General features: G+C 50.9%; 14 protein-coding genes. 10 read left to right on the top strand and 4 right to left on the bottom strand.

The genetic code is table 11. From position 1 onward, the window contains the following. Positions 1–24 precede the first annotated feature (24 nt). The gene (locus H8K47_RS07805) at positions 25–444 is read right to left on the bottom strand and encodes an acyl-CoA thioesterase (RefSeq protein ID WP_186880839.1); all 420 of its coding nucleotides are present in this window, start codon (positions 442–444) and stop codon (positions 25–27) included. 227 nt (positions 445–671) lie between these two features. On the opposite strand from H8K47_RS07805, the gene H8K47_RS07800 reads away from it, so the two are divergent. The 10 genes from H8K47_RS07800 to H8K47_RS07755 all read left to right on the top strand — a co-directional run bounded on the left by H8K47_RS07800 (position 672) and on the right by H8K47_RS07755 (position 11808). Continuing rightward, the gene (locus H8K47_RS07800; protein WP_186880838.1) at positions 672–2576 is read left to right on the top strand and encodes an ABCB family ABC transporter ATP-binding protein/permease; all 1905 of its coding nucleotides are present in this window, start codon (positions 672–674) and stop codon (positions 2574–2576) included. Continuing rightward, the gene (locus H8K47_RS07795) at positions 2577–3548 is read left to right on the top strand and encodes a LysR family transcriptional regulator (protein WP_186880837.1); all 972 of its coding nucleotides are present in this window, start codon (positions 2577–2579) and stop codon (positions 3546–3548) included. A 187-nt stretch (positions 3549–3735) separates the two neighbouring features. After that, positions 3736–5022: a Glu/Leu/Phe/Val family dehydrogenase gene (locus H8K47_RS07790; RefSeq protein WP_186880836.1), complete on the top strand. Its 1287-nt coding sequence runs from the start codon at positions 3736–3738 to the stop codon at positions 5020–5022. 376 nt (positions 5023–5398) lie between these two features. Continuing rightward, a complete protein-coding gene (locus H8K47_RS07785) occupies positions 5399–6292 on the top strand; it encodes an amino acid ABC transporter substrate-binding protein (RefSeq protein WP_186880835.1) in 894 nt (297 codons plus the stop codon). Positions 6293–6450: 158 nt separating this feature from the next. Further along, positions 6451–7401 (top strand): transporter substrate-binding domain-containing protein, encoded by a 951-nt coding sequence (locus tag H8K47_RS07780; protein ID WP_186880834.1) that lies wholly within the window; start codon positions 6451–6453, stop codon positions 7399–7401. Positions 7402–7548: 147 nt separating this feature from the next. After that, positions 7549–8289: an amino acid ABC transporter permease gene (locus tag H8K47_RS07775; RefSeq protein ID WP_186880833.1), complete on the top strand. Its 741-nt coding sequence runs from the start codon at positions 7549–7551 to the stop codon at positions 8287–8289. 15 nt (positions 8290–8304) lie between these two features. Continuing rightward, positions 8305–8994 (top strand): amino acid ABC transporter permease, encoded by a 690-nt coding sequence (locus H8K47_RS07770; RefSeq protein WP_186880832.1) that lies wholly within the window; start codon positions 8305–8307, stop codon positions 8992–8994. A 91-nt stretch (positions 8995–9085) separates the two neighbouring features. Further along, entirely contained in the window at positions 9086–9814 is a 729-nt protein-coding gene (locus tag H8K47_RS07765) for an amino acid ABC transporter ATP-binding protein (protein ID WP_186880831.1), read from the top strand. 135 nt (positions 9815–9949) lie between these two features. Then, positions 9950–10999, top strand: a complete 1050-nt coding sequence (pyrC, locus tag H8K47_RS07760; protein WP_186880830.1) for a dihydroorotase — start codon at positions 9950–9952, stop codon at positions 10997–10999. Then, on the top strand, positions 10999–11808 hold the full coding sequence (locus H8K47_RS07755; protein WP_186880829.1) for a DUF3025 domain-containing protein: 810 nt from the start codon (positions 10999–11001) through the stop codon (positions 11806–11808). The genes pyrC and H8K47_RS07755 overlap by 1 nt, the downstream gene beginning before the upstream one ends. Positions 11809–11893: 85 nt before the next feature. On the opposite strand, the gene H8K47_RS07750 is transcribed toward H8K47_RS07755, so the two are convergent. The 3 genes from H8K47_RS07750 to H8K47_RS18615 all read right to left on the bottom strand — a co-directional run bounded on the left by H8K47_RS07750 (position 11894) and on the right by H8K47_RS18615 (position 15766). Beyond that, positions 11894–13573, bottom strand: coding sequence for a methyl-accepting chemotaxis protein (locus H8K47_RS07750; RefSeq protein ID WP_186880828.1), 1680 nt, complete (start codon positions 13571–13573; stop codon positions 11894–11896). 213 nt (positions 13574–13786) lie between these two features. Next, positions 13787–14032 (bottom strand): YdcH family protein, encoded by a 246-nt coding sequence (locus H8K47_RS07745; RefSeq protein ID WP_186880827.1) that lies wholly within the window; start codon positions 14030–14032, stop codon positions 13787–13789. A gap of 180 nt (positions 14033–14212) precedes the next feature. Beyond that, positions 14213–15766 (bottom strand): methyl-accepting chemotaxis protein, encoded by a 1554-nt coding sequence (locus tag H8K47_RS18615; RefSeq protein ID WP_186880826.1) that lies wholly within the window; start codon positions 15764–15766, stop codon positions 14213–14215. Positions 15767–15930: the final 164 nt, after the last annotated feature.

The following is a 15930-nucleotide window of genomic DNA, read 5'->3' as shown; positions in this document are numbered from 1 at the left end:
TAGTGTGATGTTTGTGGCGCTGATTTATACTGCACTGGACAGTGATTCCAGCGGTGGAATCTGGCGTGGCTTACGGTCTTCTCCAGTGGCGACATAAGTCAGGATGGCCTCTGTCACTTTGACAGTTTCAGCTTGCAGGCGGTTACGCTCTGCGTACACTTCAACCGAGATGGTGATTGAGGTTTTACCGACTTTAACAATGTCTGCATAAAATGAGAGCAGGTCACCCACAAATACCGGTTGTTTAAACAGGAATGAGTTCACCGCGATAGTGGCAACCCGGCCGTTGGCGCGACGTGCCGCCGGAATCGCACCGGCGATATCGACCTGCGCCATGATCCAGCCGCCAAATACATCGCCGTGTACATTGGCGTCGGAGGGCATGGGCATCACACGCAAGGTGGGCATGTGGGCGGGCAAAGTAGTATGTAGATGTTCAGACATCGCGGACTTTCTTAAAACGTTACAATCACAATTGCGTCAGAACGCTGACATCAGCCTGATTTCATCAGACAATATAGTCAGTTCTGTAGCCTTTACCAGTTGATACGCAAAATGCATACCACCGCTTAGGCAGCTTGCCTGTGCGGCATGTACTCATCAGAGCCAGGCTGGGCCAGCGTTACCGGCGAACCCGCCATGATAAACCACTTCAAGAAAAGACACTTTCCATGCGTCGCAGAGAATTCTCGTCACCAGTTACTCCTGGCCGTCAGCAAAAACGTGGCGACTGGGGAACGATCAAGACCTTGCTGCCCTATTTTTGGGCGTATAAATGGCGCGTCATCCTTGCTTTAACGCTGCTGGTCGGTGCCAAACTGGCCAATATCGGCGTACCTGTTGTGCTCAAACATATTGTCGACAGCCTGACACTGGCACCGGGTGATCCGGCCGCAGTCATGGTGTTGCCGGTCAGTTTATTACTTGCTTATGGCGCGTTGCGCTTATCAACGACGGCATTTACCGAACTCCGGGAGTTTGTATTTATCCGTGTTACGCAGCGTGCAGTCAGGACGATTGCCCTGCAAGTATTCCGGCATTTACATGCGCTGTCACTGCGCTTTCATCTGAATCGACAAACCGGTGGAGTGACCCGCGATATCGAGCGTGGCACACGCGCTGTTTCATCGCTGGTTTCGTTTGCGTTGTTCAGCATCGTGCCAACATTGCTGGAAATTGTACTGGTACTGATTTACCTGTCGACGCATTACGACATCTGGTTTTCCATCATCACCTTCAGCGCACTGGTGATTTACATTACTTTTACTATCGTGGTCACGGAGTGGCGTACCCATTTTCGGCGCACCATGAACGAGCTTGATTCCAAAGCCCAGAGTAAGGCGATTGATTCGTTGCTCAACTATGAGACAGTCAAATATTTCAGCAATGAAGAATATGAGGCGGCGCGTTACGACCGTGGTTTGCAGAGTTATGAAAACGCCGCAGTCCGTTCCCAGAGCAGTCTGTCGCTGTTGAATACCGGACAGTCGCTGATCATTGCGACTGCCGTGACCCTGATTTTATGGCGTGCGACGCAGGGTGTGATCGACGGCAGCATGAGTCTGGGTGACCTGGTGCTGGTGAATTCCTTTATGCTGCAACTATATGTGCCTTTGAATTTCCTGGGTGTTTTGTACCGCGAAATCAAGCAAAGCCTGGCCGATATGGAAAAGCTGTTTTCACTTCTTGAGCAAAATAAAGAGGTCGCTGATCAGGAGAATGCACAGGCTTTGCAGATATCCGAACAGCAGGGTGCCGCGATTCGTTTTGAGGCAGTGAATTTCAGTTACGAGAGTAAGCGACAGATTTTATTTGATGTCGACTTCACGATACCTGCAGGTAGTACCACAGCCGTAGTCGGACACAGCGGTTCCGGTAAATCGACGTTATCCCGATTGCTGTTCCGCTTCTATGATATTCAATCCGGCAGCATACAGATTCAGGATCGCGATATCCGCAGCTATACCCAGTCCAGCCTGCGGAATGCGATCGGCATTGTGCCGCAGGATACGGTGCTATTCAATGACAGCATCGCGTATAACATCGCTTATGGCAGACCGGATGCCAGTCATGAAGAGGTGGTCGCAGCAGCGAAAGCGGCTTTCATTCATGATTTCGTTGAGTCACTGCCCGATGGCTACCAAACCACGGTTGGTGAGCGTGGTTTGAAATTATCCGGTGGTGAAAAACAGCGCGTTGCGATTGCGCGTACCTTGCTTAAAAATCCGGCCATCCTGATTTTTGATGAAGCGACTTCTGCGCTGGATTCGCATTCCGAGCAAATGATACAAGCCCAGATTAAGGAGATCGCACGCAGCCGCACCAGCCTGGTCATTGCGCATCGCTTATCGACTATCGTGGATGCGCAGCAAATACTGGTGATGGATCAGGGCCGCATCATAGAGCGTGGCACTCATCAGCAATTGCTGGAACAACGCGGCAAGTATGCGCAGATGTGGGAGCGCCAGCAGAGCGGTATGGCTGACGATACCGACGATGTCGGCGCGGCAGAAGATGAAAATCAGTTGGGGCTGGCAGTGAACGGCGGACAGCAGAATGTGGCAACAGGAGTGTAAATGGAAACCAAATGGCTAGAGGATTTTGTGTCACTGGCGGAGACGAATAGTTTCAGCCGTTCGGCAGAATTGCGCCATGTGACGCAGCCAGCTTTTTCACGCCGCATCCAATCGCTGGAAGCCTGGCTGGGCAGTGATCTGATCGACCGCACTTCCTACCCAACCCGGCTCACGCATGCGGGTGAAGTGTTTTATGAACAGGCGATTGCAATGCTGGGCCAGATCAATAATGCGCGTGCTTTGTTGCGCGGTAAGCGTACCAGTACGCAGACTACGGTGGATTTCGCGGTACCGCATACCTTGTCGCTGACCTATGTACCCCGCTGGCTGACTGGACTGGAGCAAGCCTTTGGCGAAATCAACAGCCGGCTGCTGGCGCTGAATGTACACGACGCGGTCATGACGCTGGTTGAGGGTGGCTGTGATTTGCTGCTGTGTTATCACCATCCGCGCCAACCCTTGCTGCTGGATACCAGCCAGTACGACATGATCAGCATGGGAACCGAGGCCTTGCGCGCTTATACCCGCTGCAATCAGCAAGGCATACCGGATTTTGTTTTGCCGGGTAGCGAAGACCAGCCCTTGCCTTTTCTGGCCTATGCCAATAATGCCTATCTGGGGCGCATGGTGGATTTGATATTCAATGACGCGCGTACACCATTGCATCTGGAAAAATGCTATGAAACCGATATGGCAGAAGGCTTAAAAATGATGGCGCTGGAAGGGCGTGGCATTGCATTCCTGCCTGAGTCTGCGGTTACACGGGAAATTCGCCAGAAGCAATTGGCGCGGGCTGACGACGGCAGCGGAGCATGGGAGGTCAATATGGAAATCCGGCTTTACCGAGAGCGTCCGTCGATACAGCGCCCCGGCAAAATGGTGGTCTCACGTTTGTGGGAGTATCTCGAGCAGTTACAGGCAGAAACCGTGTCCGGCAAAGCAAAACGCTCGCGACACGCTTCAGAGAAATAAGTACTTCCTGGCCGGAGATAGCAGTCCAATCGATGGTTATGCATTTCATGCATAGATTGATGCAAACAAAGCATTGGCTGATCTGCACGAGATAAGACTACTATGCGTCACCTTTTTGGTGCGAATTCATTATTTTCGCACCAAAATAATACACATAATTAGTCTAACCCTTGCAGGAGGCCTCATCATGTCCAGCCAACACCAGATTCCGTCTTACCTGACTCCGGCCGAAACCGGCCCTTGGTCCGTCTACCTTGAACAAATCGATCGCGTTACGCCTTACCTCGGTGGCTTGTCACGCTGGGTGGAAACGCTGAAGCGTCCTAAGCGTATCCTGGTGGTTGATGTTCCTATTGAACGTGATGATGGAACGATTGCCCATTTCGAAGGTTATCGCGTGCAGCACAACACATCCCGTGGTCCGGGCAAGGGTGGCGTGCGTTTCCATCAGGATGTGACTTTGTCTGAAGTGATGGCATTGTCGGCCTGGATGACGATCAAAAACTCTGCAGTGAATGTTCCTTACGGTGGCGCTAAAGGCGGTATCCGTGTTGATCCTAAGACCTTGTCCAAAGGCGAACTGATGCGTATGACACGTCGTTATACCTCTGAAATCGGCATTATCATTGGCCCGGACAAAGATATCCCAGCACCAGACGTCAACACCAACGAACAGACCATGGCATGGATGATGGATACCTATTCCATGAATGAGGGCCGTACTTCCACCGGTGTGGTGACAGGTAAGCCTATTACACTGGGTGGTAGTCTGGGTCGCCGCGAAGCGACTGGCCGTGGGGTATATGTCGTCGGTTGTGAAGCTGCCGCAAAACGTGGTCTGCAAATCGCTGGTGCCAAAATCGCTGTGCAGGGCTTTGGTAACGTAGGTGGTATCGCTGCCCGTTTGTTTGCAGAAGCGGGTTCCAAAGTCGTGGCAGTGCAGGATCACGGCGGCACGATTTTCCACTCTAACGGCCTGAATGTACCTAAGCTGTTAGCCCACGTTGAAAAGCATGGCAGCGTTGCTGGCTTTGAAGATATCGAAGCCGTATTGCCTAACCATGAATTCTGGGAAGTGAACTGCGACATCCTGATCCCTGCTGCGCTGGAACAGCAAATCACTTTGCTCAACGCAGACAAGATCAAAGCAAAGATCATTCTGGAAGGTGCGAATGGCCCAACCACGCCGGAAGCAGATGATATTCTGCGCGAAAAAGGCGTACTGGTGGTGCCAGACGTGATCGCGAATGCAGGTGGCGTCACCGTTTCTTACTTTGAATGGGTACAGGATTTCTCCAGCTATTTCTGGACTGAAGACGAAATCAACAACAAACTGACACGCATTATGAAAGACGCGTTCAATTCAGTTTGGGAAGTGACTGAAGATAAGAACGTGTCCCTGCGTACTGCAGCCTTCATCATTGCCTGTACCCGTGTACTGCAGGCGCGTGAAGTGCGTGGCTTGTATCCATAATCCGGATTTGTCGTATCGTTCCTGATACGACAGCTTGTTAAAAAGCGCCCATGATCTAAGCTGACACTTTGTCAGTGTGATTGTGGGCGTTTTTTTTCGTCGCTACATAGTCTGGTTTGTTCAGGCTTTCGCTCTTTACACCGCCTGGTACAGGCAAGGCATCCCTTTTGATTTGCTGGCAATTGGCCTGGTTTGAAAAATAAAATGCGTTAAAGAAATTATCACAATTTTTGTCGGATAATTACTATTTTAACTTTTTGGTAACGCTTGATTATGAGTTTTTACCAAACAATATTTTGTAAATATCTGCGTTTTTTGTTGGATTTTGTTGCCGTTTGTCATTACCATCCTGAGCAATTCAATATTAGGAGGTGTTATGCGTCAATTCAACATCGGCTGGCAGCGCTGTTTGCTAACGATATTTGCTGCCTGGGTGGCCTTGCCTGCTGCAGCGAATACGATGGCTCATATTAAGGAAACACAAACGATTACGATCGCGCACAGAGAAAGCTCGGTGCCGTTTTCCTTCGTCAACGACGGTAAACCTGTTGGCTATTCCGTTGATCTGTGTATGAAAATTGTTGACGCGATCAAAAAAGAATTAAAGCTGCCGCAGCTCAAAGTGAACACCCTGCTGGTGAATACCAGTACCCGTATTCCTGCTATCGCTGAAGGCAAGGCAGATCTGGAATGCGGTTCCACCACCAATAATGCAGAGCGCAGAAAACAGGTCGCATTCACCATCCCTCACTTTTTTGCGACCACGCGGATGGTTGTTCGCAGCGATTCCGGCATTAAGAACTGGACGGATTTGAAAGATAAAAAAGTGGTGACGACCAAAGGTACGACTACTGTGAAACTGCTCAATGATCGTGATAAGGCGCGTAATCTGAACGTGCGTCTGCTGGAAGGTGCAGATCATGCTGAATCCTTCAATATGGTGGAAAATTTCCAGGCGGATGCATTCGCGATGGATGACGTCTTGTTGTTTGGCTTGCGTGCCAAAGCCAAAGATCCGGAAAAATTTTCCGTGGTCGGTGAGGCCTTGTCGACTGAGCCTTACGCCATCATGTTCCGCAAAGATGACCCGGCATTTAAAGAATTTGTCGATAAGGAGGTCTCTAAACTGATGAATGACGGCGAAGTCACACGCTTGTATGAAAAATGGTTTAAAAAGCCTATTCCACCGAAGGCAACGACCTTGGCGATGCCGATGGGATTCTTATTACGCGATACGATCCGCTTCCCAACGGATAAAGTAGCGGACTAAGATCGCTTAACTTGTCACTGTTTCACCGGAACTCGTAAAAATATCGGATAATTTACGTATATTTACGTATGAAATGATGCGACAAACAAGATCAGTTAAGCTTGGCTTTTGTTAAACTCATTAACATGAACTTTTTCGGTTTACTTATAGGAGACGGTATGAAATTGTTGAAAGTTTTAGCAGTGATGATCAGCGCTGGTGCGATTGCAGGTGTCGCTCAGGCAGAAGAAACTGGCACACTGAAGAAAATCAAAGATACAGCGACCATCACGTTGGGTGTGCGCGATTCTTCGATTCCGTTTTCCTATCTGGATGACAAGCAGTCCTATCAGGGTTATTCGATTGATTTGTGTATGAAGATCGTCAGCTCCGTGCAAAAACAACTGGGTTTGCCGGAACTGAAGGTCAAAATGAATCCGGTCACGTCGGCTACCCGTATTCCACTGATGGCGAACGGTACGATTGATTTGGAATGCGGATCAACTACCAACAATGTGGAGCGTCAAAAGCAGGTCGCTTTCGCACCAACCACCTTTGTGACCGCTAACCGTATTTTGTCCAAAAAAACAGCCGGCATCAAAAACCTGGCTGACCTCAAAGGCAAGGCGGTGGTTTCCACTTCCGGTACTGCGAATCTGAAACAACTGACTACCCTGAACGCAGATCAAAATCTGGGCATCAATATTTTGCCAGCTAAAGACCATGCGGAAGCTTTCCTGATGGTTGAAACCGGACGTGCTGTGGCATGGGTGATGGATGACATCCTGTTGATTTCTCAGGCAGCTAACTCTAAGTCGCCAGGTGACTATGAAATCAGCAAAGAAGCTTTGTCGGTTGAGCCTTACGGCATCATGCTGCGCAAAGAGGACGCAGCGTTCAAAAAAGCAGTCGATACTGCGATCAGCAATGTACTGACTTCGGGTGATATCAACCGTATCTACCATAAGTGGTTCCTGCAACCGATACCACCAAAAGGCATTTCACTGAACTTGCCGATGTCTGATCAGTTGAAAGCAGTAATCGCCAAGCCGACTGACTCCGGTGAGCCATCTGCCTATGCAGCGGTACCGGAAGCACAGAAAGCTGTTCTGAAAAAAGCAAAAAAATAAAAATAGCCGCAAGCGCTTAACAAACGGGGGGTGAAGCTCGCCTCCCGTTTTATTTGGGATGCACAGTTTGTGCGTTCCGGGCAGCGTGTCGCCTGAATTTTTCTGGCATCACAAGCCTGCTCTGGTCGTGTACAGGAGGGATAGACAATGAAATACAACTGGAACTGGAACATCTATTGGGAAGATGCACCAGATGGGATGGGTACCTACTTTGACTCGCTGATTTCCGGTCTGAAGTGGACACTGGCGACTGCGGGTTCGGCCTGGGTTCTGGCGCTGGTGATCGGATTGCTGATCGGTACGCTACGAACTGCACCCAACAAGTGGATAGTCAGGGCGGCCAATGCCTATGTCGAATTATTCCGCAACATTCCGCTGATTGTGCAGATGTTTTTGTGGTATTTCGTTTTCCCTGAATGTCTGCCGGTCGATATGGGTAACGCACTCAAGCAATTGCCGAACGCACCGTTTGTGACCGCAGTGCTGAGTCTGGGATTCTTTACTTCTGCGCGTGTTGCGGTACAGGTCTCCACTGGTATTCAGGCATTGCCACGCGGTCAGCGTATGGCAGGTGTCGCACTTGGCCTCACGCTGCCGCAGACTTATCGCTATGTGCTGCTGCCTATGGCGTTCCGCATCATTATTCCTTCCCTGACCAATGAGGTTGCAGCGATTATCAAGAACAGTTCTGTGGCTTTGTCCATTGGTCTGATCGAGCTGACTGCGAGTGCGCGCTCGATGCAGGAAATGTCTTTCCAGACTTTTGAAGCATTTGGTGCTGCAACGATAATTTATCTGGTGGTATCGGTGATCGCGATTCTGTTATCGAATCTGTTGGAAAAAACTTTGCGTGTGCCCGGCTTCATTGCCGCTGGCAGTGCGAAGTAAGCGGGGAGAAAAAGAATGGGAAATTTTGATTTTGACGTGATTCAGCGCTCCTGGGTATATTTATTCCAGACTGGCATGGTATTCACGCTCAAGCTGACTTTGCTGGCGATGACAGGCGGTATCGTGTTTGGTACGCTGCTGGCCATGATGCGCTTGTCCAGCAATAAGCTGGTGTATTTGCTGGCCTCCGGCTATGTGAATGTGATGCGCTCGATTCCGCTGGTGTTGGTGATTTTCTGGTTTTACTTTCTGGTGCCATATATCGGTGCCTGGATTACGGGCTCGAATGAGCCTGTACAGGTGGGGGCGTTTGCCTCCTGTTTGATTACCTTTGTCATGTTTGAAGCTGCGTATTACTGTGAAATCATGCGTTCCGGCATACAGTCGATTCCGCGTGGTCAGATCTGGGCCGGTTACGCGATGGGGATGAATTACTGGCAGACGATGGCGCACATCGTGCTGCCTCAGGCCTTCCGCAATATGATACCGGTATTGCTGACCCAGACTATCGTGCTGTTTCAGGACGTGTCACTGGTGTCGATTTTATCGATTGCCGACTTCTTTGGTTCTGCTGCAAAAGTGGCACAACGCGATGGCCGTCTGGTCGAAATGTACAGCTTTGCAGCCGTAGTGTATTTCATTATGTGCCTGAGCTTATCGACCGCAGTTAAGAAGCTGCAACAGAAGGTCGCGATCATCCGCTAAGCCTCAGTCAGAACAGAATGCTAACCAGCAGGGTTTTCTCGGCATAGGCCTGGCAGGAAACCCGCTTTTGAGAACAGAATTGGAGAATCACATGATTAAGATTAATAATGTCAGCAAATGGTATGGTCAGTTTCAGGTATTGACCGACTGTACAACTGAAGTTAAAAAAGGCGAGGTGGTGGTGGTGTGCGGGCCTTCCGGCTCAGGCAAATCCACGCTGATCAAAACCGTCAATGGTCTGGAGCCTTTCCAGAAAGGTGAAATCACGGTCGATGGCGTATCGGTCGGCGATCCGAAAACTAATTTGTCCAAGCTGCGTGCGCGCATAGGCATGGTGTTCCAGAACTTCGAGTTATTCCCGCATCTGTCGATACGTCAGAATCTGACGCTGGGTCAGGTCAAGGTGCTCGGTCGTTCAGAAGAAGAAGCGACTGAGCGTGGTTTGAAATATCTGGACCGGGTTGGTCTGCTCGCGCATAAAGACAAATTCCCAGGTCAGCTATCCGGTGGTCAGCAACAGCGCGTCGCAATTGCGCGTGCTTTGTCGATGGACCCAATTGCCATGCTATTCGATGAGCCAACTTCGGCGCTGGATCCGGAAATGATTAACGAAGTGCTCGACGTGATGGTGGGCCTGGCACAGGAAGGCATGACCATGATGGTGGTCACGCATGAAATGGGCTTCGCGCGTAAAGTGGCTAACCGTATCGTATTCATGGATAAGGGCCTGATCGTGGAAGATTGCGCCAGAGATGAATTCTTTAATAATGCCCGCTCAGACCGCGCGCGCGATTTCCTGGCAAAGATCATTTCTCACTGATTTTGCACGTTCAGTTTCAGCATGCATCATGAACAACCCGTACCACGCTGTGGTGCGGGTTTTTTTATCTTTATCGCCCCGCAAGGTAAAATGCAGCCTGCAACGTATTTGACCTGAATTCAGAAAGCGAACCTCATGACTTCCACGCCATCCTCCCTGACCATTACTCGCCCCGACGACTGGCATTTGCATTTGCGCGATGGCGCTGCATTAGCCAGCGTATTGCCGCATACCGCCGCGCAGTTTGGTCGTGCCATCGTGATGCCTAATCTGAAACCCCCGGTCACCACCACCGCACAGGCGCTGGCGTATCGTGAGCGTATCCTGGCGGCCCTGCCTGCCGGGATGAAATTTGAGCCGCTAATGACGCTGTACCTGACGGATAACACGGCACCCGATGAAATCCGCCGTGCTAAAGATAGCGGCCTGGTGCATGCAGTCAAGCTGTATCCAGCCGGTGCAACCACCAATTCCGATGCAGGTGTGACCGATCTGAAGAAATGTTATGCAGCGCTGGAAGCCATGCAAGAAGTGGGTATGCCTTTCCTGGTACATGGCGAAGTGACCAATCCTGAGATCGATTTATTCGATCGCGAAGCGGTGTTTATCGAACGTGTGATGCAGCCGCTGCGCAGTGATATGCCTGAGCTGAAAGTGGTGTTTGAACACATCACCACCAGCGATGCGGCAGCTTATGTGGCAGAAGCCTCAGGCCCTGTCGCAGCGACTATCACTGCCCATCATTTGCTGTATAACCGCAATGAGATTTTCAAGGGTGGCATACGTCCGCATTACTACTGCCTGCCTGTACTGAAACGCGAAACCCATCGTCAGGCTTTATTAAAAGCAGCGACTTCCGGCAGCCCACGCTTCTTCCTGGGGACTGATTCTGCCCCCCATCCTAAAGGCTTGAAAGAACACGCCTGTGGCTGCGCCGGTTGTTATACTGCTTTGCATGCGATGGAACTCTATACCGAAGCCTTTGATCAGGCTGGTGCGCTCGATCAGCTGGAGGCGTTTTCCAGCTTCAATGGCCCGGACTTCTATCAGCTGCCACGCAATACAGACCGCATCACGCTGGTGCGCGAAGACTGGACGATACCCACCGAACTGCCATTTTCGGAAACTGTGATTGTGCCGCTCAACAGCGGTGAAACCATACACTGGAAAATGCAGGCAGCCTGATGTCTGCAGCGCGTTTTTTTGACGGCATAGACTGGTCCTGTGCCTGGTTTTCTACGGTCCGGCCGGTGGCAACGGCGTTACTGGCTTCGGCTGACTGGCGTCTGGCGCTGAATCAACAGGCACAGCAGCTAGGTTTGCGTAATCATCGCGGATTGCCACTGCAATTCATTCCACAGGAGGACTTGCCGGACGGTGTTGCTTATGAGGCGCATATCAGTGCCAGTGGTGGCGTACCGACGCGTGAGAATTTGCATGATTTTTTCAATGCCCTGGTCTGGCTGCGTTTCCCGCTGATTAAACGTCAGCTCAATGCCTTACAGGCGGCGCAAATCGCGCAACTGGGTATTGGTAAGTCGCGTGGCCCGGCGCGCGACGCAGCGACGATCTTTGATGAAAATGCAGCTTTGCTGGTGGTGGCAGATGATGCGCGCGGCGACAGCCTGACGCAAGCGTTACGCCAACATGACTGGCAGCAGGCATTCATCACGCAACGTGAGGCCTTCGGTCAGTTTGCTGAAGTGTGGAGCTTTGGTCATGCTTTGATGGAGAAACTGGTTGCTCCCTATAAGGCGATTACTGCGCATAGCTGGGTAGTGCGGGTCAGCCCGGATTTCTTTGCTGCAGAACCTGATAAAAAATGCCGTCTGCTTGATAGCCAGGTCGCCGCACAACTGGCACAGCACAGCCTGACTACTGCAGATTACACCCCTTTGCCGGTGCTCGGTATCCCCGACTGGTGGCCCCTGCAGGATCTGGCGTTTTACCAGGATACGCAGGTATTTCGTCCAGCGAGGCAAGCCAGGCGTTAAACTGAGTCTGGCGCAGCTGACCTTGTCGTCAAATGCCGCTAAGGCCGCTATCGCTAAGCAGGGATAGCGGTTTTATCTTGCACAATCAGGCATCAAAGCGGGAGTTGGCGATTTTTTTGTGCTGTGTGTCGTTCGGTAAATGCGTGGCAAAGATTGCGGTCTGAGTAGTTACCTTTTTGAGTCTGGCACTGCGTGCAGTTAAGGGTTTTTCGTAATCCAGTTTGAACACGCTGACCATCTGCGCCAGATGCTGCGCCTGATCTTGTAAAGATACCGACGCAGTCGTTGCCTCTTCCACCAACGCTGCATTTTGCTGGGTTGTATCATCCATCTGATTGATGGCCTGATTGACCTGGGCTATGCCCTGACTTTGTTCCTGGCTGGCGCTGGTAATGTCATGCATGATGCCGGCGACCTGCTCTACACTTTGCACGATATCCTGCATGGTGCTACCGGCTTGTTCGACCAGTTTGCTACCGACCTGCACCTGATTGACGGAGTCACCGATCAAGACTTTGATTTCTTTCGCCGCTGCGGCACTACGTTGTGCCAGATTACGTACTTCGGTCGCAACCACCGCAAAGCCACGGCCCTGATCACCTGCGCGCGCAGCTTCCACCGCCGCGTTCAGCGCCAGAATATTGGTCTGGAACGCGATGCCATCGATGACACCGATGATTTCAGTGATCTTATGCGCAGAGTTGTTGATGCCGTGCATCGTGTTCACGACCTGGCTGACCACTTCGCCACCTTTGGCTGCGATGTCTGAGGCCGATGCAGCGAGCTGATTGGCCTGCCGTGCGTTATCGGCATTTTGGCGTACGGTGGAATTCAACTGCTCCATCGATGCTGCGGTTTGCTCCAGCGCACTGGCCTGGGCTTCGGTACGTCCGGATAAATCGAGATTGCCGGCTGCAATCTGATCGGAGGCACTGGCGATGGTTTCAGTACCGGCCCTTACTTGACTGACGATATTGGCCAGGCCATCGCGCATGGTTTTCATTGCATACAGCAAACTACTTTGATCGCGTGGCTGCAACACAACCTCTGTGGCGAGATCGCCTTGCGCAATGCGTCGCGCAATCGCTGATGCATAGGCGGGCTCACCGCCCAGTTCGCGCAGAATACTGCGAGCCAGTAACCAGGTGCACAGTACACCGCATAGAAACGCCAGCACACTTAATGTGGAGAGTATGGTTTTTGTGCTCTGATAATTCGCCTCTATTTTCCCGGCGAGCCGGTTTAATTCTTCCCGCTGTTTTTCCAGTAAATTCTGTACTAAAGCCTGATAGCGCTTTGCCGCGGGCATGAAAGTCGTTGCGATCAATTGATTCGCCTGTGCGGTATCGCCACGCTCTTTGGCGGCCAGGATATCTTCCCGTGCACTGGTATATATTTTTCGTTCTGCCGAGATATCTGCAAATAGTTTTTTTTCTTCGTCTGTGTTGAGCAGGCTCTCAATTTTGTTTTGCATATCGCTCGCGCCCTTCATGGTCGCAGCAGCATCTTCAGAAAAAAACTGCAATAAAGAGCTGTCACTGCTTTTGGCAATCGCAGCAGTACGGCGCACGCCAACCTGGATGTAACGATACCAGTCAGAAATCATGCGTTCTTTTGCCAGTGGTTGTTGCATCATCTGGCGGGTTTCGTCAGCAGTCTGTTGCAGACGCCATTGGGCAAGTGCTGTAGCAAGAAAAGAAAAAATCAGGATGCTGGCGAAACAGAGCGCGAGCCGGGTAGCAATTTTGAGTTGAGGAAGATTCATGATGACAGTCCATAGACGATGAAAGCAGTGTTGATCCGTATGACAGACGAAATCCGGCTTGTCCGCCTCTCGGGGACAGTACGAAAAGTCAGAGCTGATTGCTGGCTGCTGTTACCGTTCAGGCAGATAATTTGCCTGGTGGCGTTTCAGCAGGGATGCCTGTGATGACAGAGAACACCGGGCAGAGCGCGCACCTCCGCCCGAATGTGAGGATTAATTTGCAGCCGATCTCAGCAGTTGAAACAACTGGTCTTTCAGACTGATACGGACTTTTTTCAGGTCTTCCAGTGCCGTTTCGGCCAGGTGTTCTGCGCCGTTTTCTGCGCGGTTGATGGCCTTGTCTGCATCGTCATATTCGGTGAACAGTTTGGCGAAATGTGCATTGTTCATTTTCAGATGATGAATAGCGTCTTTGTATTCCGGAAAATCGGCAGCTAATGGATGATGGTCAACTTGCATTTCGGCTCCTTAACAGATGCAGGACAATTCCTGTTGACTCCATCGTATATTTTTAGCACTCGCTGTTCGTGATATACATCAAGTCAGAATGACATTTTATTCAGATTTAATCGAACCACTTGGACAGGAACGCATCGTGCCGGAATCCAGAGCGGGCTCGAGCCAGCGCTGGCTTAGTCGTCATGGCAAGCGGAATACGCTGACTGCTTGTGCTAATACCAGTGCTTGTTCTTCCATACTTTCCGCGGCCGCTGCAGCCTGCTCCACTAATGCTGCATTTTGCTGCGTCATTTCATCCATTTCAGTGATCGCGAGGTTCACTTGTTCTATCCCGGCACTTTGCTCGGTGCTGGCCGCGGTGATTTCACTCATGATGTCGGCCACATGTTGCACACTGCTGACGATGTCATGCATGGTCTTACCGGCATCATCCACCAACAGGCTGCCGCGTTCTACATTACCAACGGAGTCATCGATCAATTGTTTGATTTCTTTGGCTGCGCCCGCGCTGCGCTGCGCCAGATTGCGTACTTCGGCAGCAACCACGGCAAAGCCACGGCCCTGTTCACCGGCACGTGCGGCTTCGACTGCTGCATTCAGCGCCAGAATATTGGTTTGAAACGCAATGCCATCGATGACACTGATGATATCGACAATTTTCTGCGAACTGCTCTTAATCTGGCCCATGGTTTCAACCACCTGACCAACTACACTGCCACCTTTAATGGCGACCTGACTGGCTGATAAGACTAATTGATTCGCCTGACGCGCATTGTCCGCATTTTGTCTGACCGTGCTGGTCAGCTCTTCCATCGAGCTCGCGGTTTCTTCCAATGAGCCAGCCTGGTTTTCCGTTCTGGACGAGAGATCAGCATTGCCAGTAGCGATTTCCTGTGAGGCTGTTGTGATCGTGGATGCACCGTCCTTAATCCTGGTGATGGTTTGCACGAAGTTATCTTGCATCTGTCGCAAAGAGCCAAGTAATTCTCCCAGCTCGTCCTGCGTCCTTACTTCTATTCTGGCGGTCAGATTATTATTGGCAATTCCATCGGCGATATGTACCGCGGCTTTCAGCGGGGATATGATGCTGCGTGCAATCAGCCATCCTGCCAGTGCGCCCGTGGCTAAAGTCAGCACACCGATGAGTAGTAAACTAATTACAGAGCTGCGGTAATTCGCCAGCGATTGTTCATAGGTGGAGCGCATCGCGTCATGTTGTAATTTGGCCAGCTCAGTCAGCTCTGTCATCCATTTTTCATGCGGCACCAGAAATTCGGTTTGCAACAAACCTGAGGCATCGAAGTAATTGCCTTCCGCAACAAAGGTTTGGATTTTTTTGATAATCGCGAGTACGGCTTGTTTTTGTACGATGGCAGCCTGTAACCGTGTCAGGTCATTTGGATCAGACAAAAGTTTTTTGGCGACGGCCTCGGACTCTTCAAAGCTGCTGAGCGCACTGACCAGACGTTTAGTTTCTTTTTCCGCTTCGCTCTGATCGCGTGGAGCCGTCATCTTGCGTAAGGTCAGGGTGAGCGCCCGTCCTTGCTCGCGCATTTCCGTTGCCGCATCCAGACTCGCCACCTTAGTTTGGAAAATGTAGTCTGCGCTGCGCTGCAACTGACTGAGTTTAAATAAGCCCAGACCGAGTATGCCACTGGTGAATAGCAACACGATGCCAAAGCCCAGTGTGAGTCGTAAGCGTATGGTGATACGGGTCAGAATAGTCTTCAGCATGGGGAGGATCCAGGTAAGTTTGCGCCAGGCTATATATGAAATTTCTTTTGGGTAACATGGTAATGCAGACCAAAGAAATTGTTTTACGTATTTTCCGAAGTGTTACTTATTATGCACAGGATTATTCAAGTGCAACATTTCTGTCTATTGATGCGCGAAAACTT

Source organism: Cognatundibacterium rugosum, from assembly GCF_014284365.1.
Taxonomy (GTDB): domain Bacteria; phylum Pseudomonadota; class Gammaproteobacteria; order Burkholderiales; family Burkholderiaceae_D; genus Undibacterium; species Undibacterium rugosum.
This window is presented reverse-complemented; position numbering and strand designations above follow the sequence as displayed.

Bases quoted from the DNA above. Each gene is read 5' to 3' on its own strand.
- H8K47_RS07805 (WP_186880839.1), bottom strand. From the start codon at position 444: ATGTCTGAACATCTACATACTACTTTGCCCGCCCACATGCCCACCTTG.
- H8K47_RS07800 (WP_186880838.1), top strand. From the start codon at position 672: ATGCGTCGCAGAGAATTCTCGTCACCAGTTACTCCTGGCCGTCAGCAA.
- H8K47_RS07795 (WP_186880837.1), top strand. From the start codon at position 2,577: ATGGAAACCAAATGGCTAGAGGATTTTGTGTCACTGGCGGAGACGAAT.
- H8K47_RS07790 (WP_186880836.1), top strand. From the start codon at position 3,736: ATGTCCAGCCAACACCAGATTCCGTCTTACCTGACTCCGGCCGAAACC.
- H8K47_RS07785 (WP_186880835.1), top strand. From the start codon at position 5,399: ATGCGTCAATTCAACATCGGCTGGCAGCGCTGTTTGCTAACGATATTT.
- H8K47_RS07780 (WP_186880834.1), top strand. From the start codon at position 6,451: ATGAAATTGTTGAAAGTTTTAGCAGTGATGATCAGCGCTGGTGCGATT.
- H8K47_RS07775 (WP_186880833.1), top strand. From the start codon at position 7,549: ATGAAATACAACTGGAACTGGAACATCTATTGGGAAGATGCACCAGAT.
- H8K47_RS07770 (WP_186880832.1), top strand. From the start codon at position 8,305: ATGGGAAATTTTGATTTTGACGTGATTCAGCGCTCCTGGGTATATTTA.
- H8K47_RS07765 (WP_186880831.1), top strand. From the start codon at position 9,086: ATGATTAAGATTAATAATGTCAGCAAATGGTATGGTCAGTTTCAGGTA.
- pyrC (WP_186880830.1), top strand. From the start codon at position 9,950: ATGACTTCCACGCCATCCTCCCTGACCATTACTCGCCCCGACGACTGG.
- H8K47_RS07755 (WP_186880829.1), top strand. From the start codon at position 10,999: ATGTCTGCAGCGCGTTTTTTTGACGGCATAGACTGGTCCTGTGCCTGG.
- H8K47_RS07750 (WP_186880828.1), bottom strand. From the start codon at position 13,573: ATGAATCTTCCTCAACTCAAAATTGCTACCCGGCTCGCGCTCTGTTTC.
- H8K47_RS07745 (WP_186880827.1), bottom strand. From the start codon at position 14,032: ATGCAAGTTGACCATCATCCATTAGCTGCCGATTTTCCGGAATACAAA.
- H8K47_RS18615 (WP_186880826.1), bottom strand. From the start codon at position 15,766: ATGCTGAAGACTATTCTGACCCGTATCACCATACGCTTACGACTCACA.